Source organism: Streptomyces sp. NPDC002845, assembly GCF_053591955.1.
The window spans coordinates 21,810-46,696 of the sequence record NZ_JBSFUU010000042.1 but is presented as its reverse complement, the minus strand read 5'-3'; the positions used below and the strand labels follow the sequence as shown (position 1 = coordinate 46,696).

Genomic DNA, 24,887 nt, shown 5'->3' with positions numbered 1-24,887 from the left:
CTCGTCAGGGCGCGGTCGGACTCGGTGGCCGTTCGGCGACGGGCGGCTCCCCCGCCCGGTCGTGCTGCCGGTGCTGACCCCCGTCCGGCACCGCCGCGACCGGGGCGGAGGAGGTCCGTGCCCCGCCGTCGACAGTCATCAGTCCTCTTCCGCCCAGGCCCATCCGTCCTCCTGGGAGCGTCTCCGGCGGCGCGGCGGCTCCGGCTCGGCGTCCTCTCCCGGTTCCGGGTAGGGCTGCCGTCCCCTCCGGGAGGGCGGGGCGTCCGAGACCCAGTCAGGGGTGAACGGTTCGGCGGCAGGCGGCTCCAGCTGCGGGGCGGGCCGACGGGCGGGCACCGAGCCGATGGGGCCCTGGACGGGGTGGCGGCCCTGGTTGAGGAGGTTCAGGGCCTGTGTCTCCACGTCGTTGGACTGGATCTGGCCGGTGGCGACCATGTCGAACAGCCGGTCGACGCGCTCCCGCTCGTCCTGTCGTCCCTCCTGGCGGATCTTCTCCAGGAAGTCCTTGGCCGCCTCGGGCTCCGCCGCCAGCATGTAGCTGAGCTGCTCCAGTTCCCCGCCCTGGAGCATGCGCCGGAACGAGTCCTGGTGCAGCCGGGTCACCTTGGCCGAGGCGTGCACGGCCCGCTCTTCCTCCGCGTGCTCGATCGTCCGGTCGTCCACCCGCAGACGCACGTACAGCCGTACGCGCAGGCCGAGTTCGGCGCCCAGGTCGTCCCAGCGACCGCCCGCGCACTCGCGTGTGATGGCGCGGTTGGCCTGTTCGGCGTCGGCCACCCGGTAGCCCGAGGTGACCTCGTGCAGTCGTTCGAGGACCGGGGCGGTGAGCCGCTGGGCGACATCGGTCACGACCTCGACGGCGACCAGATGGGGATCGGTCACCGTCCACTGGATGTCCACCTCGGCCTTGAAGAACGTGGTGCCTCCGGCGGCCGGCAGCTCCAGCTGGAGCGTCGTCACGAAGGTGCCGAGCGCGATCTCGCAGACGGTGTGCGGCCGGGCCAGCGCCCGCTTGTCGACGTGCTGGGCACCGGCGACGGTGATCACGCTGTAGCCGCCGTTCCGGTAGAACAGCACCGAGGCCTTCTGGGCGCTCACCGGCGGATATCCACCGGCCGGCGGGTACTCCCGCAGGAACGGACCCGCGGGCCCCGGCCCGGCGGCCGCCACCCCGTCCTCGTCCTCAGCCATACCTTTCCTCCTCGCGCGTCCGGGTCCGGGTCGGTGTTGCTGCTTGTGTCGGTGCCTGTGCCTGTGCCTGTGCCTGTGTCCGCTCCGGTGGTGTGACGGCGAGCCACCACAGGGCGCGTGCCTGCGCGTCGGGGAGCGGGTTCTCCGGGTCGTTCATCATTCGGCGCAGCAGCCAGTCCAGCCGCCGCCGGTCGTGCTCCCCGGCCGCCAGCGAGGGCAGCAGCGCCGCCAGCCCCGGCCGCGTCCACTCGGCGCCGTCCCTCCGCACGGCCGACCGCAGCAGGCTCTCCAGCGCGTCGAGGGCCACGTCCTTCGACCGTGCCGTGTTCAGCGCGGTCCATATCAAGTCGGCCATGGGGAGCACGAGTTCGGGGCGGGTGACGGCGAGGGCGAGCGGCAGGGGCCAGTCGCCGTGCTCGCCCAGCGGGGAGTCCGGCTCGTCGGTCAGCACCTCGTCCACCGTGGTCATGGCGAGCCGGACGGTGGTCACCAGACCGAGGTCCTGGTACTCCTCCTGCCTGTGCTGGGTCCAGTCGGCCATCCGCCGCAGCACCGCCGCCCCGTCCGGGAGAGCCAGCAGCCGTACGACGTTGAACGAGGCGATCGCCAGCTGATCCCCGCCGTCGCGGACCCCGATCCGGGCCAGGGCGTCCAGGGCGTCGTCCGTCGAGGCCGCGGCGTTCCCGTAACCCAGCGCCATCGCCGCGGTCCAGCGCAGCGGCTTCGTGCCGTGCCTGCTCCAGTCGCCGACCAGTTTGCGTACGGCGTCACGGTGCGAGTCGTGACCGGCCGCCTGGTCCAGGGTGGTGGCCGCGAAGAGCCTCCGGCGGGGCGTGGCCGCCTCGGCGAGCGGGCGGACGAGTTCCGCGTAGCCGTGGTCGAAGTCCCGTACGCACAGCTCCCCGGCGGCCACCGCGCCGCGCATCCACACCTGGGAGCGCGGATCGTCCGCGAGCAGCCGCAGCCAGCGTACGACCGGGGCGCGGACGGGGAAGTGCCGGTCCCACAGCTCGGTCAGCACCGCGGACGGCAGGCCGGAACCCCGGTACCAGATCAGCCGTGCCGCCACCTCGGCACCGGCCACCTCGACCTTGCCGTCGGTCAGTTCGGCGCGCGAGAGCGCCAGATCGGTGACCGGGTCGTCGCAGAACAGCGGGCGGGCCGGTGTGTGCTCCGGGTCGCACTGTACGGACAGTTCCCAGGTCAGCAGGTGGGCGGCGGCCGCCACGGCGCTGTACGAGGCCCCGCCCAGCACGGCTAGCGCGATACGGAACGCCACCGGGTGGAACAGGGCCGCCGTACCCGGCCGCCCCGCGCTCCCCTCCCCCTCCGGGGGGAGCGCGGCCAGCGCCCGGTCCACTCCGGCGAACCACTCCTGGGCCTGGTCGGCGGCGAGGCTCCGGCACCCGGACAGCAGCTCCTCGTGGGAGACCTCGCCCAGCAGATGCCCGGCCAGCAGCGACGCGAGCAGCTCGGCCTCGGCGGGGCGCAGGTCCTTCAGTCCTACGGCGTCCTCGACCTCCTTGCGGCCCGCCAGTTCCTCGGCGTCGGTGAGTAGTTGGTCCAGCCGGGCGTCGGTGTCCGGGGTCGTGGCGGTGGGGGCGGCTTGGTCCGCGTGGTCCGCGTGGTCCGCGCGGGCTGTGTGGTCCTCCAGCCGTTCGCGCAGCCGGGTGGTGAGCAGCTCCTGCGTGGGCGCGGGCGGGCAGAGCATGCCGTACCGCCCGGCCAGCAGCGGGTTCGCCGCCGAGCCGACGGTGACGACGACCACCGCGTAGGCATCGCACCGGGTCAGGGCCGCGGCGAGCTCGTCCAGGTCGATCTCGTCCGGGGGCAGCGCACCGGGCCGGGTGAGGGAGAGCTCCAGTAGATATCCGGTGCCGCGCCGCGACTCCTCGGCCTCGCCGCCCGGGGAACCGGCCCGGGAGTCGGCCAGCGAGTCGGCCAACTGCCGGACCTCGACGTCCGGATCGACCCGCCGCACCCGGGAGTCGGCCCCGTGCTCGGCCGCCACGGAGACGGTGACCTCGTCGAGGAGTGAGAGCGCGGTACTGGTACGTCCGGTACCGGGGGCGGCGCCGAGCACGAGCAGCCGGCGGGCGCTGAGCGCGTTCCGCAGCCGTACGTACCCCTGTGGTTCCACATGGACCCGGCGGAGCCTGCGCAGTTCCTCGTCGGGCACGGGGCCGCTGCGCATCCCGGCACCGGGCTGGCGGGCGTCCATCCGCAGGTGGATGTCGCCGATGTGGGCGCTGCCGAAGTACGAGCGGTCGAAGCTGTGCAGATCCCGGCCGGCATCGAACAGCATCCGGGTGGCGCGACGCGTCCGCGAGGCGGCGGCGAGATCGGTGGGCCCGTCCTCGCCCTGCTCCTCGCCGAGAGGATCACGGGTGTGCTCCTTGAACCGCCCGGCGGCGAGCTCCCGTTCCTTCTCCTTCTCCTTCTCCCTCTCCCCCTCCTTTTCCTTCTCCTGCTCGGAGGCGTCGTTCCCGGCGTCTCCCTTGTCGCCGTCGCCGCTGTCGGCCTTGTCCTTGTCCTTGTCCTGACGGGGCAGGTCGTCCCTGGCCCTGGCTTTGTTGTCGGCCTCGGGTGCCTTCTGGGGCGTGGCCTCGGGGGAACCGCCCGCCTGCTGGTCGTCGCTCACTCGGATCGGCCCTTCCGCGACGCGGCGCCGCCGGTGATCCGACCGATGTGGACGGGCTGTTGGTAGACGTTGTCGTGGTGCTGCGACATGTCGCCGTGGACGGTGTAACGGACGTCGGCGTCATCGGTGACGTCAGCACCATCGGCTTCGGAGTCCGTGGGACCGTCGTCCGGCTCGGCAGATGACACCTGTGACGCTTGTGACCCCTGTGACGCCCGTATCGGGTCGGGGATCTCCGGAGCGGGCCGCCCGGGAAGGTGGAACCAGGCGGTGACCTCGCCCTCCTTGAGCTCCAGGCGGGCCGAGGAGTAGTGCGCGGGCTCGATGAACTTGCCGCCGCCGCTGACCACGTTCTCGTACAGGGACTGCGAGGTCACCAGCACGAGGTCGGCCCCCTCGGCGTCGAGCAGTCGCCGGGCGACGGGGGAGTCGGCGAGGCGGCAGGCGAGGTCGACGGCGCGTCCGCTGATGCCCCGGTCGTCGTGCCGGACCGGGCCGACGTGCATGCCCACCCGAAGCCCCAGGGGGACGCGCAGCGCATGGTTCTCGTCCCGCAGGTTCTCGTGCACCTCGACGAGCCACAGGCCGAGCAGCCGGGTCACCGCGATCCGGCCGGCCACCGACATCAGCACGCCGTCACCGCGGTCCTCCATGTGTACGGCGTCCCGGGCCACCTTGGCGTGGACGAACGCCGTCTCCAGCACCCGGTAGATCCGGGCGCGCATACGGGGCTTGTCGATGTCGTCGTACTCCCCGGAACGCCGGGCGTCGACGCTGATCACCAACTCGTAGCGCGCTTCGGTGAGATCCATCGCGTCGTGTTCCACCCCGTGCCCCCTTGTCCTGACGCGTCGCGTCTGCTTGCCGTCCCCTCAGCGTCGGGCCCGGGACGAAGGCCGTCTGTAGCCGTTTACATACGGCGGCCGATTACATGTGGGAGTCGCTTGTATGTGGTGTATATGGCGAGGCGGGGGGTTTACTCCTGAAGACCGTCCCCGTGACCATCCCCGTGACCGTCCGCGAGGAGGGCGAGCAGCTCGGGGTCGAGGATCTCCACCATGCGGTTGCCGGTGCGCACGATGCGCTGGGTACGCAGCAGCCGCAGGGCTTTGGCGACGGCTTCGCGGGTGGCTCCTATGGTGGCGGCCAGCTCGTCCTGGGCCAGCTGGACGACGGGGCCCGCGGCGGGCGAAGGGCCGGGTATGGACGGGGTGTAGGGGCCGGAGTGGGCGCCGTTCGACAGTTCGGTGAGCCGGCTGGCCAGGCGTTGCAGCACGGTGAGGGAGGCGAGCGCGGACCGTTCCTGGTCGGCGCTGCGGAGCCGGAAGGTGAGCTGGCGTATCACCAGACCGCTGACCCGGGGATGCAGGGCGAGAAAACGGCGGAACGCGTCCCCCGCTATGACCTGGACCTCCGTCGGGCCCAGCGCGCGCACGGTGGCGCTGCGGGGATGGGGGTCCAACGCGGCCATCTCACCGAGCAGTTCACCGGGGCCGCGCAGGCCGAGTATCAGCCGGGTGGCTCCCCGGTCCGTCACCACGGAAACGGTCACCCACCCTTCAAGGATGATCAGGACGTGGCTGGACCAGTCGCCCTCTGTCATGAGATGGGTGCCGGCCGCGTAGCGCTTCCGGTTTCCGAGGGCCATCACGCCCTCGTGCTCCTGGGCCGTCAGGGCGTGCGCGAATGCCAGCTCATTGCCGAGCAGCCCCATGGCACGCCCCCCGCCGCGATCCGGACCCCGTTTTTCGATGGCGTTGATGGTGACAGAGCGAAGCCCTTGTACGAGTGAATTACGCCACATCGCCAGTACTGACCGGTATTCACCGAACTCCCAGGTAGGTCGCCCGCCCGCCTCGCGCCACCCGCCACCGCCTCCTGCCCCAGCCGCCCACTCCCGCCCCGCCTCCCCAGAACGACCCTGAGGTCAGACCCGGCATGCGGGCCACCAATCCCACAACGCGACGAATCGGCCGGTCGGCACGTACTTGGCGAAAACTCAGGTTTCCACCGCCGAAAGGGTGACGAAACGAGGGCGACCCGGTGAGAGGACGGTGATTCCGCCCCGCTCGCGCCAGAAACCGACCCGGACCACGACGCAGGCCCCGACCTCGATGGGCCAGGGCCTGCGTTTGCCCTGGTGGGGGCGGTGGGTCCACCTCGGCCGGGGGTACGGGCGGGGCCGTACCGGTGTCGGTCCCGGAGCAGCAGTCCCCGTTCCGGCGCCTGGGTCCAGCAGGAGTCACGGGAACTCACGGGATGTCGCACACCAGCGCGCGCCCGGTTCGAGGCTGGGGCGGACGTGGTCTGCCTGATGCTGTGCTCCGTACGCGACCAGGCCGTGGCGCTCGCGGATCCACCGGGTTCTGTGCCCGGGAGGGGCAACTGCGGTTCTTCGAGCACGTACAGGCCGACTCGGCGGCCATGCGCCGCGTTCAGCGGGTCGTGGACGCCACGTTCTGGCCACTGCTCTTCGGGGGCTGCCGTACCGGCGTCGACACGCGAACTGCCATCACGGCGGCCGGATTCGCGATCACCGACGTGGACAGGTTCACCTTCCCCGAGACCCGCTTCCCGCAGCCGTCGGCCACCCACATCCTCGGTACCGCCGTACGCGGGGCTCAGTGCTCCTCGGCGGGGGCGACGGGCAGGCGTACGGTGAGTGTCCTGCCGCCGTCGCGGGACTCGTAGATCATCCAGCTCCATGGGCCGGATACCCGGGCGACGCCGACCGCGACGAGCAGGGCGCCGCCGAGGAGCAGCACGGTGCTCCGCGGCGCTTGATCGCGGTGTTCGCGGCCTCGGTGCGGGCCTTGGCGACCCGGGCGTCGATGAAGGTCCGGCCGACGAGAAATTTCCGCCGTGCTGTCACAGACCGGCCCCGGCCGGCGTCTCCATGTCGAAACCAGCGGACGAGGAGGAGACATGACCGGCAACACCCGGATCCCCAGGGCTGAGATCACCGGCGTCTACGGCGCCATAGTGAAGAAGGCCAGCAAGAAGATGCTCGGCGAGGTGCCCGAGTCCCTCGGGGTGATGTGGCACAACCGGCCGGTGCTCAAGGTCGGCTTCAGCCTCGGCCGGAAGGCCGCCAAGTGGAACAAGTGCGACAAGAACCTGAAGTCCTACGCTCACATGGCGGTGGCCTCCCTGATCGGCTGCTCGTTCTGCCTCGACTTCGCCTACTTCCAGGCGCACAACGAGGGACTCGACGTGACCAAGGCCCGCGAGGTGCCGCGCTGGCGGGAATCGGACGTCTTCACGCCGCTGGAGCGCGACGTGATGGAGTACGCCGAGGCGCTGTCGCAGACGCCGCCGACCGTCACCGACGAACTCTCCGCCCGGCTGCTCAAGCAGCTCGGGGCGCCGGCGCTGGTCGAGCTCACCGCGTTCGCCGCGATGGCGAACCAGATGGCGCGCGGGAACGTCGCTCTCGGCATCGAGACCGAGGGGTTCTCGGCGTCGTGCGGCCTGGCGCCCATGGCTCAGCGGAGCGGCGCGGCTTCGTAGGCGTGACCGATGCGCTCCGCTGGAAGTGCCGCGGAAGCGCCGGCGCCGCGATGTGCTGTCACGGCGGAGGTGAAGCTGATCCGGTCGTAGCGCCGCGGCGTCTGGTGCTGTCATGAACCGAACACGGCCCCTGGCTCAGCAAGAAGGAAGAGGCCCGCCTGCTCCACTACGAGCAGCGAGCGGCCCGCCGCAGAAGCCACCGGAAGAAGGGCGAGCGCACCAGCCGCCGCCTGAGTAAGACCTACGACCGGATCGCTCGTATCCGCGCGACAGCCAAGCGCCGACGCGAGGACTGGCAGCACAAGACCACCACCGCGATCGCCAGCACGTACGGCACGGTGGTCGTCGAAGCACTGCACATCACGAACATGACCAGCTCCGCGAAGGGCACAGTCGAGCAGCCGGGCAGGCAGGTCGCGCAGAAGGCCGGCCTGAACCGCTCCATCCTCGGCGAAACCTGGGGACGGACCGTGCACCTCCTGGCCTACAAGCTCGCCCGCCGGGGCGGACTCCTGGCCGAGGTCCCCGCCCCGGGCACCTCCCAGGAATGCGCCCAGTGCCACACGGTGATCCCGGGCAGCCGGAGGAACCAGGCCGAGTTCGTGCAACAACGCCGCGTGCGGCTGGGAAGGCAACGCCGACACCAACGCCGCCGGCACGGTGCTTCACCGATACCGGACGGGCCACGCGCTCGTCCCGGCTGTCGGAAGGGCAGTCGTCAGGCGCGCTCTGACGCTCCCGCAACATCGAGCCGAGCCCCGGACCGCACCATGGCCCGGGGCTCGGCCCATTCCGGCGTGCCGCCGCGTCGTGCCGACGGGCCCGGTCCGTGTTCCGTCCCGTCTTGTCCGAAGGACGCGGGTGGGATGACCAGGTGACCCGCAGGGCCCGCGAGCCCGACACCGTCCGACACCGGCGGCAGAGGCGGCAGAGATGGTTCGCGGCCGAGCGCCCGTGGTGGTTCAGCGGCGGCGGTAGGGGCCCGGGCGGAGCCGGGCGCCGGCCATCCGGACGGCTTCCGGTGACAGCTCGGGGTGAGCTTCGATGAAGTCGGCGACGCGGTCGGGCGCTGTGCGGGACAGTTCGCGCAGCAGCCAGCCGGGGCCGGTGTGGGCGAAGCGGTCACTGCTGACCAGGTTCGCGGCGGCCGCGTCCAGCAGCAGGTCGGCGAAGCCCGGGAAGGGGTGCGGGCTGCGCCCGGCCAGTTTGACGAAGGCGACGACACAGGCGCGGCGCTGCCACAGGCCGGGCGCTCGGGACCAGGCGGCGACCGCTTCGGCGCGGGGCCTCAGTTGCGCCTTGTCGGCGGTGAGGAAGGTGTGCAGTGCCTTGGTGGCGTACCAGTCGCAGACGTTCCAGTCCGCGATCCAGCCCTCGGCGAGGGGGTGGGCGAGTGCGTCGATGTGGTCGTTGCGCAGCCGGTCGCGGAGGTGTTCGGTGATGAGCAGGACCGCGGCGATCTTGTCCTCGCTCATCGGCCGGGCGAACCATCGGTGGGCCAGCCCGAGCAGGTCGGCGTCGGACCAGGTGGTGAGGCGCCGCGTCCGCCAGAGGGAGCGGACCGAGGCGCGGACCCCCGCCATCGGCACGCCACGGAACCGAGCGGTGCCTTTCAGATACCGCTCCCAGTGGTCCCGGGTGCCCTCGTCGGCCGCGGCGGTCAGCAGCGCGTCCAGCAGGGCGGTGACCTCGGTGACCTCGGTCTCGTCCGTGGTGCTCATGCGGGTCCGACCAGGGTGGGGAGGGACTTCGACAGACGGGTCCACAGCGTCGGGGGTGCGTCGAAGGCCGGGTCGGACCGGTAGACCTCGGCCACCGCGACCGCGAGGTCCAGCTCCTTGGCGGCAGTCTCGACGGTGACGGTCTCGATGGGCAGGGTGACCCCGGCATGGCGGGCCCAGCGGGGATCCGCCGGGTCGGTCAGACCGAGGTCGACGCTCGCCCGGACGAGACGGTCGCAGCGGCACGGGTTGGCGGCCCGGACCAGGCCGCAGCGTTCGCGCATCAGCCGGCGCATCACCGAGCGCGCCCGGGAGAGCCGCTGCCGGAACGCGGCCCGGCTGATCCCGCAGATCTCGGCGCCCTCGGCGTCGGTGAACCGCAGCAGGTCACCGAGCAGGTACGCGACCCGCTGCTCCCGGGACAGGCACAGCAGCATCCCGTAGGTGCACGACAGCCGGACGTCCGCGCACAGCTCCTGGTACTCGGCATGATCGGCGGGCTCGAACGCCGGGTCGGTGGTGTGCCGGTCGAGGAACGCGGCGAAGGCCTCCGGGCTCGCGACCGACGCCTCGGCCCCGCGCCGCGCCGTGCGCATCAGCCGGCGCACCGCGACGGTGTACGCCCAGGTGGTGAACCGGGACCGGCCCTCGAACGAGCCCAGATGCGTCACCAGGTGGATCATCACCTCCTGGGCGGCGTCCTCGGCGTCGGCCGGGGTTCCGGAGAACCGCAGCGCCAGCCGGTACATCGGCTGCTGCATCGCCCGGCACAGCGTCTCCAGCGCGCCCGGGTCACCGTCCCGGGCGGCCAGCGCCACCTCGGTGAGCTCGTCCATGTCCACGTCCGGGCCCGGGGGACGGGGCTCGTTTCTCTCCGCTCCCGCGGCCGAGCGCTCCTCGGGCCCTTGCCGATGGTCACCCACTCTGATCTCTCCTCTTCGTCCCGTGAGGGCCCGGCCGGCACACGCGTCCGGGCCCCCGCACCAGTCGTGGGTCAGCGGGCAGCCGGCGCGATGGCCGTCTCCCCGTGCAGCATCAGCACGGACTCGTGGTCGATGAGCCCGAACATCGGCGCACACGCAGCGGAGGTCTCCGCGGCGGTCGCGGCCGACTCGGCCTCCTTGAGGCTGCGCCACCAGACGACGTCGATCCACTTGTCGTCCTTCGGCGAGTACGACAAGTCCCGCGACACGAAACCGGGCTGCCCCTCGACCCATTCCGATACGGCGTCGACGGTGCCGAGCAGCTGCTCAGGGGTGACATCGGCCTTCAGTTTGAAGATCACCAGCTCCAGTACCTTGTTCGTCTGCTCGTTTGTCTGCTCGTTCGCCTGCTCGGTTGTCATGATGTGCGCCCTTCTGTCTCATTCGGTCGGTCGCGGACCGTTCCGGCCCGCAGCGGCCTGGTCGGCCGCCTCACACAGATGAGAGACAGGGGCGTCTGCGACTGTGACAGAACTGTCCCGGGACCAGCTCCAGCGGGCCATGTGACCGACGACTCGACGATCAGGCGGCCGTGGCGGGGCGTGGACGAACCGGGCATCAGCCGACCGAAGGACGTATCCCATGCCTGAGCTGCCAGACGTCGAGGGATTCCGGAAGATGTTCGAGTTCTGTGCGAAGGGCAGGGTCGTCCAACGCGTCGACGTGCGCGACGCAGGCGTATTGCACGGGGTGAGCGCGCGGCGGCTGCGCGACGCGCTGGAAGGCCGGCGATTGACCAAGCTGGAGCGGCACGGGAAGTGGCTGCTCGCCCACACCGGCGGCCCCACCCTCATGCTGCACTTCGGCATGACCGGTCAACTGGTCTGCGGCCATCCCGACGATGTGACCGAGGCCCACGACCGCGTCCTGTTCACCGTGAGCGCCGACCGTCAGCTCCGCTACCGCGACCAGCGCAAGCTCCAGGGTCTCTGGCTGGCCGACGACGACTCCGACGTCGCACGGCTGCTGGCCGATCAGGGCCCCGACGCGCTGGCGGTGGCGCGTGAGGAGTTCGAGGCCGCGCTCTCTTCACGCCGCGGCAGAGTCAAGACCGTCCTCACCGACCAGTCCGTCCTGGCCGGACTCGGCAATCTGCTCGCCGACGAGATCCTGTGGCGCGCGAGGCTGCGCCCCACCAACCGGGCGTGCGATCTCTCCGAGGCCGACCGTCGTCGCCTGTACACCCACATGCGCCGCACCTTGCGCTCCGCGGTCACCGCCGGCTGCGTCCCGCCCCGCGACTCCTGGCTCACCGGCCACCGCGACGACCCCGCCCCGGCCTGCCCGCGCTGTGGCAAGCCCCTGCGCCGGTCCCGTATGGCAAGCCGCAGCACGGTGTGGTGCCCGCGGTGTCAGCCGGACGCATGAGGCACAGGGCGATTCCGTCGAGGAAGGGGAGCGTGTCCGTGGTGCGGATCACGTTCCCGGAGTGGTCGGCGTGGCGGCCCGAAGCGGTCGCAGGGAGTGGCTTTCTGCCTCTTTGAAGATCGCTCGGTACTCGTCCCGCCGAGCGCCCGCACGGCGCGTACCTCAATTGAGGTACGCGCCTACCGTTCGATCGGAGGTTCTCAACTTCACTCGCGCGTACGGCGATTGAGACCAGGTCCCCCTCCTAGTGTCGGTGGGGCGGTTGGAAAACCGCGGATCTCTCCCCCCCACCCTGGAAGGACCCTCCTGGTGTCTCGCCCGCTCCCCCGTATGGCCCGTGTACTTGACCGGCTGAACCGTGGCGGACGCCGCAGGCTGGCCGTCGCGACCGTGGCCGGTGTTCTGGCCGGCGGTATCGCCGTCCCCACCATCGCCTCCGGTTTCGGTAACGAGCCCGGCTCGGCCGGAGTGGCGGCCAAGCCGCAGATCTCCAAGCCGGCCGCCTCCAAGACCGGCCCCGCCCCGACCGTGCGCGTGAACCAGGTCGGGTACCAGACCGAGAGCCCCAAGAAGGGCACGTTCGCGACCAAGAGCAAGAAGCCGCTGGCCTGGTCGCTCAAGGACGCGAGTGGCAAGGAAGTGGCCCACGGGATGACCACCCCCGCCGGTTGGGACTCGTCCGCCGGCGAGAACGTCCACACCTTCGACTTCAGCGACGTCACCGAGAGCGGGCAGGGCTACACCGTCACCGTCGACGGTCAGAAGAGCGAGCCGTTCACCATAGCCGACGACCTCTACTCGCAGCTGCGCACCGACTCGCTCGCGTACTTCTACCACAACCGCAGCGGCATCGACATCGACGCCGACCTCGTGGGCGAGGAGTACGCCCGCCCCGCCGGCCACGTCGACGGCGCGGCGTCGAGCGACGAGAAGGTGCCCTGTCAGCCCAAGGTGTGCGACTACACCCTCGATGTCAGCGGTGGCTGGTACGACGCGGGCGACTTCGGAAAGTACGTGGTCAACGGCGGTATCTCGGTTGCCCAGTTGATGTCCAGTTACGAGCGCACCCAGCACGCGAAGGATGCCGACGCCGACGCTCTCGGCGACGGCCGGCTCGTCGTGCCCGAGCAGGGCAACGGCGTCCCCGACATCCTGGACGAGGCCCGCTGGGAGATGGACTTCCTGCTGAAGATGCAGGTGCCCGAGGGCGAGAAGCTCGCCGGCATGGCCCACCACAAGATCCACGACGCCCAGTGGTCCGGGCTGCCGCTGCTGGCCCACGAGAGCGAGGGCCAGCGCGAGTTGCACGCCCCGTCCACCGCGGCCACCCTCAACCTGGCCGCCACCGCCGCCCAGGCCGCCCGCCTCTTCGAGCCGTACGACAAGGAGTTCGCCGCCAAGTCCCTGAAGGCCGCGCGCGCCGCCTGGGACGCGGCGAAGGCCAACCCGGAGATGTACGCCGACCCCGGCGACGCCACCGGCGGCGGCGCCTACAGCGACTACGACGTCAAGGACGAGTTCTACTGGGCCGCGTCCGAGCTGTTCATCACCACCGGTGACAAGGAGTACCGCCAGGCGGTGCTCAAGTCCCCGCTGCACAACGACAGCAAGGCCCTCTTCCCGGCCGGCGGCATCTCCTGGCAGTCGGTCGGCGGACTCGGCGCCCTGGACCTGGCCACCGTGCCGAACAAGCTGGGCGAGGCCGAGACCAAGGCCGTACGGAAGGCCGTCACCAAGGCCGCCGACCGCTACGCCGCCGATGCCCGCAAGGCCGCGTACGGCGTCCCGTACGCCCCCGGTGGCAGCGGCTACGCGTGGGGCTCCAACGGCCAGGTGCTGAACAACATGGTCGTCCTCGCCACCGCCCACGACATCACCGGCGACGCCAAGTACCGCGACGCGGTGACGAGCGGCATGGACTACATCCTGGGCCGCAACCCGATGGGCCTGTCGTACGTCACCGGCTACGGCGAGCGGTACGCGCACAACCAGCACCACCGCTTCTGGGCCAAGCAGAAGGACGCCAAGCTGCCGCAGCCGGCCCCCGGCGCCGTGGCGGGCGGTCCGAACTCGTCGCTCGACGACCCGGTCGCCCAGACCAAGCTCAAGGGCTGTGCCCCGGCGAAGTGCTACCTGGACGACATCGAGTCCTGGTCCACGAACGAGATCACCATCAACTGGAACGCCCCGCTGGCGTGGGTGGCCTCCTACCTGGACGACCAGGCCTGACACTGAGCCCCGAGCACGCCATGGGCCCCGCCCGGGGCCCATGGCGTCGAACCACGGAACGACGAAGGTCCCGGCCGCTCAGCGGCCGGGACCTTCGTCGCCGTCGGCATGCGTGCGCTCGACCACGCGGCCGGAGGCCCCGGGCCGGGCGGACATGGGTCGGGCGGACATGGGTCGGCGGGAACCGGGTAAGGGCGATTACCGTACGGTTGTTCATCGTACGGCCTTGAAGACGTCCAGGCTCCGTCGTTCGCTGCGGGTCACGTCGCTGAAGAGTTCCCTGAGGGCGCTTTCCACACGGTTGAACTCGTCGTCGGTCAGGCGCAGTCGCCGGGCAATGCGCCCTGGGCGTGCGCCACCGTGCCAGGCGATCACTACCACGCCCCCGGGGCGCACCACGCGGCGCAGCTCCCGCAGCCCCGCCTTGAGGTCGGGCCAAATGGCCACGTTGTTGACCGAGACGACACGGTCCATGCACCGATCGGCGAGGCCGGTGCGATCCGCCGTGCCGAGGTCCAGCGCGACGCGGCCGGCGCGGACCGCGCCGCGGTTTGCTCTGGTCGCGGCATCGCGCATCTCCGGTGAGGGATCCACGCCCCGGATGACGGCCGCATCGGTGCAAGCGGTCAGCAGCCGCACCAGTCCACCAGGGCCGTATCCCACCTCCAGCACCCGGTCGCCGGGCTGGACGTCCAGAACGTCGAGTACGTCGTCCTGCTTGTTGGTCCACAGCATGAACCGTCCGGCGAGGCGCCCGAACACGCCGTGCGGGAGGGCGAACGGCGAGGTGACGGGCTGGCCCGTGGCCCAAGAACGCGGGTTTGTATTCATACTGACAGGCTGGCGCTTCAGCCCGGTTTGAAGTCAAATGCGACGCTGCTCCGAACGGCTGCGCCGCCGGATCAGCGGCCACAGACGGCCCTGCGCCGGCGCGCCCGACCGAGGCGTAAACGTTCCATCGGTCCGGGCGTCCGGAGGTGGTCAAGGGTGTCCCGCCCCGAGGCGTCGGGGCTTCGCCGTGCCGCCTCCATGAGGGTGAACGCTCCCGTCGCTTCCGCGAAGCGCGTTGACACCGCGTAATTTTTCATGCATACCGCAATGTGTTTCGATTTCTTCTGTCCAAGACTGTCGGAGTGGTCCTTGTCATGGCCGTCGAGCTCAGTCTCCTTGCCGTGAGCCTGACGGGGGACAAGGCCGCCGGAGTCGTTGCCGATGTCAAGATTCCGGTCGAGGCCACGGAGGAGAAGGAGGTCGCGAAAAAGCCGAAGACTCCGGTCGAGAAGCACGGCAGGCTCCGCGTCTGCGGCACCCGTCTGTGCAACGAGGCCGGGACGCCGGTCCAACTGCGGGGCATGAGCACGAGTGGCACTCAATGGTTCGGTGATTGCCTGGTCGGTGGCATGTTGGATGTGCTCGCCGAGGACTGGGGTGCGAGCGTCCTGCGCATTGCGACGTATGCGGGCAAGGACGGGTACGCGGGAAATCCAAAGAAGTTCACGGATCTGGCGAACCGATTGATCGACATGGCGTATGCCCGCGGTATGTACGTGATTGTCGACTGGCACTGGGTCGACCCGGGCGACCCGAACCGCGGCCTCCGCAATGCAACGGCCTTCTTCGAGGAGATCGTCGCACGGAATCGGCACAGGCCCAATGTGATCTACGAGATCGTGAACGAGGTGTATCAAGGGAGCTGGTGGTCGATCAAGAGCTATGCCGAGAAGGTCATCCCCGTGATCCGCGCCCAGGATCCCGACAGCGTGGTCCTGGTCGGCACCCGCGGCTGGTCCACGCTCGGTGAATCCGAGTACGCCAATGAAAAGGAGGTTGTCGCCAACCCGGTACGCGCCTCCAACATCATGTACACGTACCACTTCTACGCGGCGGCGCACCGGGAGACTTTCCTGAAGACCCTTGACCGCGCCTCCTCCAAGCTCCCTGTTTTCGTCACGGAATGGGGCACACAGTCGTGGGACGGCTACGACAACGACTTCGCCATGTCTCAGAGATATGTCGACCTGATGGCCAGGAAAAAGATCAGCTGGACGAACTGGAGCATCGGTGACGGCGACGGTGACGGCGACATCTTCAGGAAAGGCACCTGCAGGAGCGGCCGTTTCGCCGGCACGGATGTGCTCAAGCCCGCCGGCGTCTGGATCCGGCAGCGGATCAGAGGCTGACCGGCGCCGCCGCCGCTCCCGGTTCCCGTACTGCCAGGGGTGGCTCAGTTCTCTAGGGTTATTGCTTGGGCTATTGCAGCGTGACTCGGCACGTGCGGGACACCGTAGGCTCCCCGGAGGCCAGGTTGATCACGGTGATCTCGTGGGCAAGGGCCTCATCCGCGCGCTTGCGCGCCTGCCGGACCTCCTCCGCCTCCAGCCAGACGTAGAACGAGGAGCGGACCACGCCCAGGAACACGGCACAGCAGGGCCGCCGGGTAGACGGCCTTCTCCGCAGCGATGAACCGGCAGACCTCGCTCACCGGCCGCTGTCCTTCGCGAAAAAGGCTGCCGCTTTTCAGGATCTCAAGCGTCGGGGCTTGACCGGCCAAGCCCAGGTCAAGCCCCGTTCGGCCGGCACGGCCCACCACGTGCACCGCACCAGCCGAGTTGCCCTCGGCGAGGCAGTACGGCAACCACAGGGACTCAGCCCCTGCTCACGCCCTGCGCCAAGCGCTGAGCAGTTCTTCGGGGCCGTACGTCGCTTGGAGCCCGGAACAGCTGGTCCCGTTACGCGAGATCGCCACGAGCGGTACCGGCTCGTCGGTGACCGCCGCCCGGTGCTTCTGCAGCGCGGCCAAGTCATGGCTGTCGAACGCGGAGTGCTCCAGCCACTTGACCGAACCGAGGAAGAGCAACTCCTTGGCCACAGGCTGCCGGTCGGCGCCCACCAAGTCGATTTCGACGTCGTTGCTGCGGGTCCAATACCCGCCGATCGCCGGGGTGGCGGGCAAGAGCCCGTTCGGCAGGAGGCGGGCGAGGGATTCCCGGACGAGGGGTTCGATCGCGCGGCCCCGCCAGCTCGTCCACTGCTCCTTGATCCGGCTCAGCGTGAGATCTCCCCGCATCCGCTCGATCTCCGCCATGTGCGGATCCAGAAACGCGAGCCAGAACCGGAGGTAAGGGTCGGCCACTCGGTAGCGGCGTTCCTTGGACGGTCTCAGCGAGAGGGGCAGTTCGGCTGCCACCACCCGTTTCCCGGTCAGGACGTCAGTGGCTCGGGTGAGAGTGGTGTGGGCGATGCCGCCCGCGGCGCGCGCGATGTTGGTGAAGGTTCGCTCCCCGCTTCCGATGGCGCGTAGGACTTCCCTGCTCATTGCCTGCGGTGGAAACTCCGCGGCCAGTGACCGCTCGGCGGAGACCAGTAGCGCCGAGATCGGGTTGTCCAGCGAGTCGCGGAGAAACTCCCAGACATCCGCTCCCGGCCGCCACTCCGCGCAGATCAGCGGGAGACCGCCCGTGATCAGGGCGGCATCGAAGGCGGCCGCGGGCTCAAGATCGAGCATCTCGCCGATGTCGGCCGGGTTCAGCGGCCCCACCACCATTTCCCGGCCCCGCTGATGGAAGGGGCGGTCGTAGCTGTTCAGCGCCTCCATCATCGACAGGTCGGAGCCGACCAGGAGGAGGAGTACGGGTTTGCGGCTGAGCAGGCGGTCCCATGCCCGCTGGAGCATGCCCTCGAAGGCGTCGATGCGGTCCATGAGGTACGGAACCTCGTCGATGACGACCACGCTCGGGACGTCGTCGGGAAGTATCTCCGCGAGCAGCCTGAATGCCGCGTTCCACTGCTCCGGGGCTTCCTCCGAGAACAGTTCCCGATCCTGGAGGGCGGATCTGGCGACGGCGTCGAGCAACTCCGTCAGTTCGTCCTCCGTCGTGCCGCCCGCCGCGGTGAAGAAGAGGTGCGGCGCCCCGGTGCGCCGGAGAAATTCCTCGACGAGGCTGGACTTGCCGACCCGTCTCCGTCCGCGCATGAGGATGCACTGACCTGGTTTCGGCGACCCGACGGCTTCGTGAACCGCCTGCAAGGCGTTGCCGAGCACGTTCAGCTCGCGGTCCCGCCCGATGAAACGACGCATGGCAAGACTCCCGTAGGGGATGGTATCCCTGTGGATACTATCTCTACCGATACCATCCCCTCACGTACCGTTCCTGTGGACTGAGCGTGGGACGAGTGAGGCGTGGCGGGCCTGCCACACCGAGCCCGGCCGCGGCCTGACGGTCAAGATCTCACCCGGTCGACGGGGCCCCGGGCCCTTCTCCGCGCCGACCACAGGCCCCGGTCCCTGTGCGAGCCGGCGCAGACGACCCGGCGGCTTCACCCGTCCGGCCTAGTCCGGCCCAGTCCGGCCCCGTCCGGCCGTATGGCGGACCGTCACATGGCGGACCGTCATGTGACAGACCCATCAGGCGGAACCGTCACATGGCGGATATGACCAGCGTGGCCTGGTCGTCGCGGGTGGTGTCGCCCGCGAACGCGGTGACCGCCGCGGTGATCGACTCCAGCAGGGCAGAGGCGGTGGGGGCCGTGCTCCTGTGCCCGGTGAGCGCGTCGGCCAGACGTTCCTCGCCGAAGAACTCACCGCTCGCGGAGCGGGCCTCGGTGATGCCGTCGGTGACCAGGACCAGGGAGTCCCCCGGGTGCAGGTCGACGTGTTCGGCGGGCCCCTCGGGATCGCAGCCGAGGCCCAGCAGCACGCCAGGTCGGCCGAACTGCTCCACGCTGCCCTCGGCGCGTCGTACGAGCGGGGGTACATGGCCGGCCCGCACCACGGCCACAGCCAGATGGGACGTGGTGTGCCGCAGCTCGCCGTACACCAGGGAAACGAAGCCCTCCTGCCCCACCGTATGGTCGGTCAGAGCATCGTTGATGGCAGCCACCACCGCCACCGGGTCGTGGAGGAGAGGGGCGACGGCCCGCGCGGTGTGGCGCACTGTGCCGGTGGTGGTGGCCGCCGTCGCGCCCCGCCCGCACACGTCGCCGATCATGAACGCCCAGCGGTCGCCGGGCAGCGGGAAAACATCGTAGAAGTCACCACCGACATCGAGGCCCTCGCCGGCGGGATGGTAGGAGGCCGCGAGCGTGGTGCCCGGCACCGGGGGCAGCTCCGGAGGCAGCAGTCCGGCCTGGAGATCACGGGCGAGCAGGACCCGGTCGGTGAACTGCCGGGCGTTGTCGGCACTGGTGGCTGCCCGCCGGGCGAGCTCATGGGCCAGGGCAACGGTGTGACCGTCCAGCTCACGGCCGGTGGCCAGCAGGGTCAGTACGCCGAAGGTGTGTCCGCGGGCAGCCAGCGGCACGCACACGTAGCCCGCGCCCGGACGGCTGGGCACCCTGTCCGGGCGGGCGCCGGGGCGACGGCTCTCGGTGGTGCCGGAAGCCAGCACCCGGGCGACCGCCTGGTCGATCTCGTCGCTCAGGCACGGTGAAGCGAACAGGTCTTCCTCAGCCCGAGCGGCGGCGACGGCGATCCGCCGGATCCGGCCGCCGTCCCGCACGTGGACGGCACACAACGGTGCCAGGCGGGGCACGGCCAGCCGGGCCAGGCACCGCAGGCTGTCGGCGTAGTGCTGCTCGCGTGCGATGGCGGTACTGGTGTCCAGCACGAAGGCCAGGTCCTCACGGGCCTCCTTCTCTCGCACCTGCGCGGCACGGCCGGCCGCCACCGCTTGGTGCCGTTCGATGGCCAGCGCAGCGATGCGGGTGAAGGCCGCACCCAGCGCCAGGTCCCTCTCGACCGGAGCCATGGGGGTGCGGTGGTACATCGCGAACGTGCCCAGCAGCCGGCCGTCGGTGGCGAGTATCGGCGTGGACCAGCACGCCGCGACCCCGGCCCGCTTCGCCAGCCTGCGGTAGTCCTTCCACAGGGGGTCGGTGGCGATATCGGTGACGATCACCGGTGCGCGCCGGTGGGCGGCCGTGCCGCAGGAGCCGACTCCGTCGCCGATCTCGGTACCGTCGATCGCCTCGTTGTAGAAATCGGGCAGGCCCGGAGCGGCGCCGTGCCGCAGCCGTCGGCCGTCGGCGTCGGCGAGCAGCACCGACACGGTCATCGCCGGGGAGAGCTCCTCGATCGACCTGGCCATGCCGCTGAGGATCTCCTTCAGCGGGGCGTCGCGCGCAATCTGCTCCAGCAGCGCACGCTGTTCGAGAACCAGCAGCTGGGCGTCGTGATACGCGGTGGTGTCGATGGCGATCAACACCACCCCGTCGATCCCGCCGACCGCGTCATGGCGCGGCTCGTACGTGACGTCGAAGAACCTCTCCCGCTGCGCCCCCGGCTCACCGAGCACCAGCCGGCAGTTCCGGGCGCGGAGCACGGTCCCCCTGCGGTACACCTCGTCGAGCCGGTCCAGCACACCCTGCGGGACGAGTTCCGGCATCAGCTCGCCGATCGGCACCCCGAGCCGCTTGCGGCCGTATCCCGCCGCCTCGAAGAACACCGAGTTGGCGGTCTCCACCATGTGCCTCGGTCCCCTCAGCGCGGCAAAGATCATCGGGGCCTGCTCGAAGAGGTCCATGTACTCCTCGTGCCACTGCCTGGGAGAGAGAGTGGGCGCGATGCTCCGCCCCGAGCGGTGGGATTGTACGGACATGACAGGCCACCTCGCTCCCGTCGCGGCCCCGTGCTGTCCCCCACCCCAACTGTCGCCCACGCCCCAGCCGATTCCAAGCCCTACCGGAACCCATCGCTCCGGTGGCCCCGGCCGAGGTCACGGCGTGTGCTGCCGAGGACGCGCGGAGTTCCCGCAACCCTGTGGGGAGCAAGGGGCGGCTTCGAAAGGGCGTGGCGGCACTCGGCGGAGCCGAGGCGGTGCGGGGCCGCAGACGGTCCAGGCCTGCCGGGTGGGGCGCGATGCGGCGCCGTCCTAGTCGTCGCCGTGCCCCTGCCCATCCTGAAGTGCCCGGCCAGGCATGGAGTCCGTGCGCCGCTGCCGCGCCACGAAGATCGCCGCCACAACCGACATCACCAGGAAGAGCAGGGCGAACCCGCCCGACATCACCGCCAGCACAGCTGCCCCGCCGCCTCCGACATCCTCTTCACGGGCGACTACCTGTGGATCGTCCGCCTGGTATCGGACGGTCAGTCGAGCGCCGACAGAGCTCTTGCCGCCGCCGCTGCCTACCGGCAGATCCGCCACCACGGTCCGCCCGTCGGCCTCGAACTTGACCTGGCATTGGCCCGCCATGCACGCGCCGCTCGTATGCAACGTCGCATGAGCCCGCTCGCCGTCCTGGAGGGAGCGTAGATGCTGGGCCGCCGGAAGCATCACCAGCACCGACAGCGCGCCCAGCAGCAGCGCAAGCACCAGCGACATCAGTACGGACGTACGAGGCCCCAAGCCACCTACGGCCGCGCTCTGCTGGGGCGTCCTGGAGGCGCCTGCGTTTGACATGCCGTCCAGGTCTCTCGCCTCCGTTCAGTTCGTGTCGAAGTGGTGTGCCACGTCTCACATGTGGCCTGCACCCCGTATCCGTGTTGCCGAACAGGCTAAGTAGTGAGACGAGCCGGCATCACGTGTTGCTGTCGGCACACGACTACACGGCCCGGCTGCCCGCTGTCGGCAACGAAGGTCGGTGGAGCTGCTTCGGGGCGAGCGCCGCGCCCCGGTTCCCGCCGGGGTGGGCGGCCGGTAGGACGTGTGCCCCGGGGGACTAGTTCTCCAGACGGACCGGCATCAGTATCGAGAACGTGTCCTCAGTGTCGGGCCGGCGGATCGCCAAGGGCGCGGTAGGGGCGCCGAACTCCAGGATCAGCTGGTCTCGGGCTCCGGCGGCGAGCGCGTGCAGCAGGAACTCGCGGTTGACGGCGACGTGGTTCTGGTCGTCGTCACCGTCCTCGCAGATGGTCACCTTGCCGTCGTCCGTCACCTTGAGCACGCTGAGGTCGCAGGACACGTCGTCCGGCTTGCCCGCCTCGCTTGCGCGGACAGGACCGGTCTTCACCGCTTCCCGGAAAGCCGGCACATCGACGAGGGCGCGGCGCCCGGCCGGCAAGTGGACGAGGCGACGGTAATCAGGGAAGTCGTGATCGAGGCACTGGCCGGCCGCCTGACGGCCCCGGTCCCCGGTCTCCAGGGTCACGCGGTCACCGTCCACAGCGAGCTCGACGGGTTCCTCGCCACTCAGCAACGCCCGCATCGCGTCGGCGAGCGGGACAGGCACGATGACCTGTACACGGGGTCCGCCGTGCTCGGCGGTACCGGCTTGTGCGACAGCCATCCGGTACCGGTCGGTGGCCACGACATGGAGTGCCTCGCCCTCGATGTCGAACAGGACACCGCCGAGCATCGGCAGCTCCGGGTCGGTACTGGCGGCGAAACGGACCGCGTCCAACGCGGCGGCCAGCTCGGGTGCGGAGACAGCCAGCCGGATGGCGGCGGTGCGGAGCGAAGTCATGGGATTCCCCCTGCGTTCGAGTAGTGCTCGGACCGTGGAGAACTCACTGCGGGCATCGGACAGCCCCAGTTCAAGACGGCGCAGATGCGCCTGAAGCAGCTTCCGCACCAGGTCGGTGTCCGCACTGGACCAGCCGGCCAGCACCAGCCGAATGTCCGCCAACGGCATACCGGCTCGGCGCAACCGGGCCAGCAGCTGGGCCTCTTCAAGCTGCTCGGGGCCGTACCAGCGGTAGCCACTCACCGGGTCCACCCAGGCAGGGACCAGCACGCCGGCACGGTCGTAGAACCGCAGGGCGCTCACGCTCAGTCCGCTGTCCCGGGCCATCTCACCAATGCTGCGCATCTCGCTCTCCACACCCAGAACTCTGGGCCCTCCACCAGGTCGAGGGTCAACCTCAGCCGGTCGGCGCGAACGCTGAGAACACCGAACAGCCCGCGGGTCCCGGCGGGAGGGTGCCAGCCGCTTCCGGACACGTGTCCGGGCTCCCGGGGTTCTTGGGGCCCGCGTGCACCGAGCATGCCCACAGATACACGTCCTGGGGGACGTGGGCTCCGATCATGTCGTCGATGTGTCAGAGCGAGCCGACGACGTGGTGGGGGGAAGTCCGCCATCTGGAAGGCGCTGACGATGTGTACGGTCTCGTCGGCGAGTTCGGGGCTGGTGCGCAGGGTGTCGCAGAGGAGAGGTAGGCGAGCCGGAGGGAGGGCAGCGGCGAAGCAGTAGGTGGAGGGGCTGGTGGACGCCGCTGGACGGGGGCGAATGGGACCAGAACTGATACCGGCTACCGCTGGTTCCAAGGTGGGCGTCTCCCGGTGCGATGAGAGTGCTCTGTCGCTGGTCGGTCAGTGGTCGCGCGTCGGTGTCAGCGTGTGCTGCCGCTGTGAAGGACCTTGTCGACGCCAACCGCGACGACGACGAGGGTCCCGGTCGCTACGTCCTGGTAGAGGCTGTCGATGCCCGCCTGGGTGAGGCCGGAGCGGAGCACGGTGACGATGAGCGTTCCGATGAGGGTTCCGGCGACGCTGCCCCGGCCGCCGAAGAGGCTGGTCGCGCCGATGACGACCGCGGTGATGCTTTCCAGATCGGCCATCCGGTAGGAGTTGGGATCGGCGTTGGGGATGCGGCCGAGGGCCTGCCAGGCGGCGATGCCGTAGAGGAGACCGGCGGTGACGTAGACCGACAGGACTGTGCGCCGCACGTTGATGCCGGTCAGGCGGGCGGACTCGGGTGCGTTGCCGACGGCGTAGATGTGCCGGCCCCAGGCCGTCCTGGTGAGCACGTACCAGAAGAACGCGTACAGCCCCACGAGCAGGAACGTCCCCCAGGTGACGAGGACGCCGCCGAGGCCGACGCCGTTCCCCCGGAAGACCAGCGGATCGTTGGTCACCGGATAGTTGCGGGAGTCGGAGTAGTGCCTGCCCACGGCGTAGATGACGGTCAGCGCACCCAGCGTCACGATGAAGGGGGGCAGGCCCGGCCGGGCCTGCGAGCGCGCCGTTGACGAGCCCGAGGAAGGACGCCACGGCCAGGCCGAGCAGCAGGACCGCCGCGGGACCGTCCCCCTCGAAGACGAGCTTGGCATTGACTGCGAGGTACGAGACTCCTCACCGTCCAGACGGGACAGCTCCCGTTCGCGCCGAACCTGGCGGGCCACGTCCGCGAACCCCACGAACCTGTCAGCCGCCTCGCCCGTCGTGCCCCCTATCCGCACAGACTATTGACAGGCAGAAGTCTAGGGGGCCGCGTAGGACGTCTGTATCCTGCAGTGGTATGGGGGAGGAGAACAGAGGTCTCGTCAATTCCCGTACGGTGCATGAGGGTTGGCGTGTACGTATCCGGCGCGATGACGGGGAGATCCTGGGGGCCGGAGTGCTGCTGGGCCTGGATGCGGTCCTCACCTGTGCCCATGTCGTCCCGGTCGGCCCGCCGGTCCTGGTGGACTTCGTGGGAATGCCAGGAGCCGCGTCGGTTCCCGCACGGGCGGACCACCGGGCATGGATTCCGGAGAGCGGAGACCGGGGTGACCCGAGCGGTGATGTGGCGCTGCTGCGGCTGGAGCGCCCGCAGCAGGCCGACTCGGCCGTTCTCCACCGGCTGCCGCCGACCTGGCACCGCGCGGTCCATATGTACGGCTTCCCGGCGGGCCTCGACCACGGGGTGTGGTTCCGGGCACGGCTGGCGGGGCGATGCGGGCGGGACGGACGGGTGCAGATGTTCCCGGAGGAGCCGGGCGAGGTCGTCCGTCCCGGCTTCAGTGGCGCGGCGGTCACCGATGAGCTGACCGGTCATGTCATCGGCATCGTGGCCAGCCGGTACACCGACCGGGACGGTCTGCGGCTGTCCTTCATGATCCCCACTGAGACGGTGATGCGGCATCTGCCCCGGGTCCACGAGTGGGTGCCCGGTGAATCGGCCGTGGACGACACGTTCGTTTCGCGGGCCGTGGACCGGATCGGAGACGTGTCCTTCGCCGAGCGGCTGGCCCGCTGGTTCGAGGGCGGTGAGGCCGAACCGGTGGAGACCTGCCGTGTCGCACCCGGAGACAGTGCCCGGACGGCGGCCCTGCGGCGGGCCGTCACGCTTGCCGACCGGGAGCTGTCCCCGGGCGACGGGGACACCTCGATGTCCGGGGCTCCGCCCGGCACCGTTCCGGCGGTCGGCTCGCTCGATCTCGCCGTCGACGTCACCCGCCGCACCACGGCGGAGGTCGCCCAGCGGGTCTGCGAGCGGATGGGGCTGCGCACCCGGCCAGGCCGCTCCTTCATGGAACCCATCCGGGAGAGCATGTTGCCGCTCACCATCGTGGTGGACGGCGTGGACCGGGCACCCGACCCCCCAGGG

The 24,887-nt window shown here is 70.2% G+C and carries 20 protein-coding genes and 2 pseudogenes; 7 read left to right on the top strand and 15 right to left on the bottom strand.

Annotation, left to right across the window (positions count from 1 at the left end):
- Positions 1-4 precede the first annotated feature (4 nt).
- The 5 genes from ACWD3C_RS27875 to ACWD3C_RS27855 all read right to left on the bottom strand — a co-directional run bounded on the left by ACWD3C_RS27875 (position 5) and on the right by ACWD3C_RS27855 (position 5,546).
- Positions 5-139: a hypothetical protein gene (locus ACWD3C_RS27875; protein ID WP_451148567.1), complete on the bottom strand. Its 135-nt coding sequence runs from the start codon at positions 137-139 to the stop codon at positions 5-7.
- The gene (locus ACWD3C_RS27870; RefSeq protein ID WP_451148565.1) at positions 139-1,191 is read right to left on the bottom strand and encodes a hypothetical protein; all 1,053 of its coding nucleotides are present in this window, start codon (positions 1,189-1,191) and stop codon (positions 139-141) included. Before ACWD3C_RS27870 ends, ACWD3C_RS27875 begins: the two co-directional genes overlap by 1 nt.
- Positions 1,184-3,832, bottom strand: coding sequence for a hypothetical protein (locus tag ACWD3C_RS27865; protein ID WP_451148563.1), 2,649 nt, complete (start codon positions 3,830-3,832; stop codon positions 1,184-1,186). Before ACWD3C_RS27865 ends, ACWD3C_RS27870 begins: the two co-directional genes overlap by 8 nt.
- Positions 3,829-4,659 (bottom strand): hypothetical protein, encoded by an 831-nt coding sequence (locus ACWD3C_RS27860; RefSeq protein ID WP_451148561.1) that lies wholly within the window; start codon positions 4,657-4,659, stop codon positions 3,829-3,831. The genes ACWD3C_RS27865 and ACWD3C_RS27860 overlap by 4 nt, the downstream gene beginning before the upstream one ends.
- Positions 4,660-4,808: 149 nt before the next feature.
- On the bottom strand, positions 4,809-5,546 hold the full coding sequence (locus ACWD3C_RS27855; RefSeq protein ID WP_451148559.1) for a Crp/Fnr family transcriptional regulator: 738 nt from the start codon (positions 5,544-5,546) through the stop codon (positions 4,809-4,811).
- Positions 5,547-6,256: 710 nt separating this feature from the next.
- On the opposite strand from ACWD3C_RS27855, the gene ACWD3C_RS27850 reads away from it, so the two are divergent.
- The 3 genes from ACWD3C_RS27850 (at position 6,257) to ACWD3C_RS27840 (ending at position 8,220) form a co-directional block, all read left to right on the top strand.
- Positions 6,257-6,523: a hypothetical protein gene (locus ACWD3C_RS27850; protein WP_451148557.1), complete on the top strand. Its 267-nt coding sequence runs from the start codon at positions 6,257-6,259 to the stop codon at positions 6,521-6,523.
- 234 nt (positions 6,524-6,757) lie between these two features.
- Complete coding sequence (locus ACWD3C_RS27845; RefSeq protein ID WP_451148555.1) at positions 6,758-7,342, top strand: carboxymuconolactone decarboxylase family protein; 585 nt, start codon at positions 6,758-6,760, stop codon at positions 7,340-7,342.
- Positions 7,343-7,500: 158 nt separating this feature from the next.
- The gene (locus ACWD3C_RS27840) at positions 7,501-8,220 is read left to right on the top strand and encodes a transposase (protein ID WP_451148635.1); all 720 of its coding nucleotides are present in this window, start codon (positions 7,501-7,503) and stop codon (positions 8,218-8,220) included.
- Between the two features lie 84 nt (positions 8,221-8,304).
- Here the strand turns inward: ACWD3C_RS27840 and ACWD3C_RS27835 are convergent, their stop codons facing one another.
- The 3 genes from ACWD3C_RS27835 to ACWD3C_RS27825 form a co-directional block, all read right to left on the bottom strand.
- Positions 8,305-9,063, bottom strand: coding sequence for a DNA alkylation repair protein (locus tag ACWD3C_RS27835; protein WP_451148553.1), 759 nt, complete (start codon positions 9,061-9,063; stop codon positions 8,305-8,307).
- Positions 9,060-9,986 carry an RNA polymerase sigma factor gene (locus tag ACWD3C_RS27830; RefSeq protein ID WP_451148551.1) on the bottom strand — a complete coding sequence of 309 codons (927 nt, stop codon included), beginning with the start codon at positions 9,984-9,986 and terminating at the stop codon, positions 9,060-9,062. The genes ACWD3C_RS27835 and ACWD3C_RS27830 overlap by 4 nt, the downstream gene beginning before the upstream one ends.
- Positions 9,987-10,057: 71 nt before the next feature.
- Positions 10,058-10,408 (bottom strand): hypothetical protein, encoded by a 351-nt coding sequence (locus ACWD3C_RS27825; RefSeq protein WP_451148549.1) that lies wholly within the window; start codon positions 10,406-10,408, stop codon positions 10,058-10,060.
- A 220-nt stretch (positions 10,409-10,628) separates the two neighbouring features.
- Between ACWD3C_RS27825 and ACWD3C_RS27820 the strand changes: the two genes are divergently transcribed.
- Together ACWD3C_RS27820 and ACWD3C_RS27815 are read left to right on the top strand one after the other, a co-directional pair.
- Entirely contained in the window at positions 10,629-11,414 is a 786-nt protein-coding gene (locus ACWD3C_RS27820; protein ID WP_451148547.1) for an Fpg/Nei family DNA glycosylase, read from the top strand.
- Between the two features lie 528 nt (positions 11,415-11,942).
- A pseudogene (locus tag ACWD3C_RS27815) lies at positions 11,943-13,643 on the top strand (glycoside hydrolase family 9 protein); the annotation flags it as partial.
- Positions 13,644-13,856: 213 nt separating this feature from the next.
- On the opposite strand, the gene ACWD3C_RS27810 reads toward ACWD3C_RS27815, so the two are convergent.
- Positions 13,857-14,474 (bottom strand): class I SAM-dependent methyltransferase, encoded by a 618-nt coding sequence (locus ACWD3C_RS27810; protein WP_451148545.1) that lies wholly within the window; start codon positions 14,472-14,474, stop codon positions 13,857-13,859.
- A gap of 314 nt (positions 14,475-14,788) precedes the next feature.
- On the opposite strand from ACWD3C_RS27810, the gene ACWD3C_RS27805 reads away from it, so the two are divergent.
- Positions 14,789-15,823: a glycoside hydrolase family 5 protein gene (locus tag ACWD3C_RS27805; protein WP_451148543.1), complete on the top strand. Its 1,035-nt coding sequence runs from the start codon at positions 14,789-14,791 to the stop codon at positions 15,821-15,823.
- 70 nt (positions 15,824-15,893) lie between these two features.
- Here the strand turns inward: ACWD3C_RS27805 and ACWD3C_RS27800 are convergent, their stop codons facing one another.
- From ACWD3C_RS27800 to ACWD3C_RS27775, 6 genes are all read right to left on the bottom strand, one after another.
- Positions 15,894-16,061, bottom strand: a complete 168-nt coding sequence (locus tag ACWD3C_RS27800; protein WP_451148541.1) for a hypothetical protein — start codon at positions 16,059-16,061, stop codon at positions 15,894-15,896.
- Between the two features lie 238 nt (positions 16,062-16,299).
- The gene (locus ACWD3C_RS27795; protein WP_451148539.1) at positions 16,300-17,721 is read right to left on the bottom strand and encodes an ATP-binding protein; all 1,422 of its coding nucleotides are present in this window, start codon (positions 17,719-17,721) and stop codon (positions 16,300-16,302) included.
- A gap of 340 nt (positions 17,722-18,061) precedes the next feature.
- Complete coding sequence (locus ACWD3C_RS27790; RefSeq protein ID WP_451148537.1) at positions 18,062-20,239, bottom strand: SpoIIE family protein phosphatase; 2,178 nt, start codon at positions 20,237-20,239, stop codon at positions 18,062-18,064.
- A 273-nt stretch (positions 20,240-20,512) separates the two neighbouring features.
- Positions 20,513-20,962, bottom strand: coding sequence for a hypothetical protein (locus ACWD3C_RS27785; protein WP_451148535.1), 450 nt, complete (start codon positions 20,960-20,962; stop codon positions 20,513-20,515).
- A 337-nt stretch (positions 20,963-21,299) separates the two neighbouring features.
- Positions 21,300-22,388: a DNA polymerase III subunit beta family protein gene (locus ACWD3C_RS27780; RefSeq protein ID WP_451148533.1), complete on the bottom strand. Its 1,089-nt coding sequence runs from the start codon at positions 22,386-22,388 to the stop codon at positions 21,300-21,302.
- 520 nt (positions 22,389-22,908) lie between these two features.
- On the bottom strand, positions 22,909-23,502 hold the full coding sequence (locus ACWD3C_RS27775; protein ID WP_451148531.1) for an ABC transporter permease: 594 nt from the start codon (positions 23,500-23,502) through the stop codon (positions 22,909-22,911).
- 314 nt (positions 23,503-23,816) lie between these two features.
- Here ACWD3C_RS27775 and ACWD3C_RS27770 point away from each other — a divergent pair.
- Positions 23,817-24,335, top strand: a pseudogene (locus ACWD3C_RS27770) (trypsin-like peptidase domain-containing protein); the annotation flags it as partial.
- Positions 24,336-24,887: the final 552 nt, after the last annotated feature.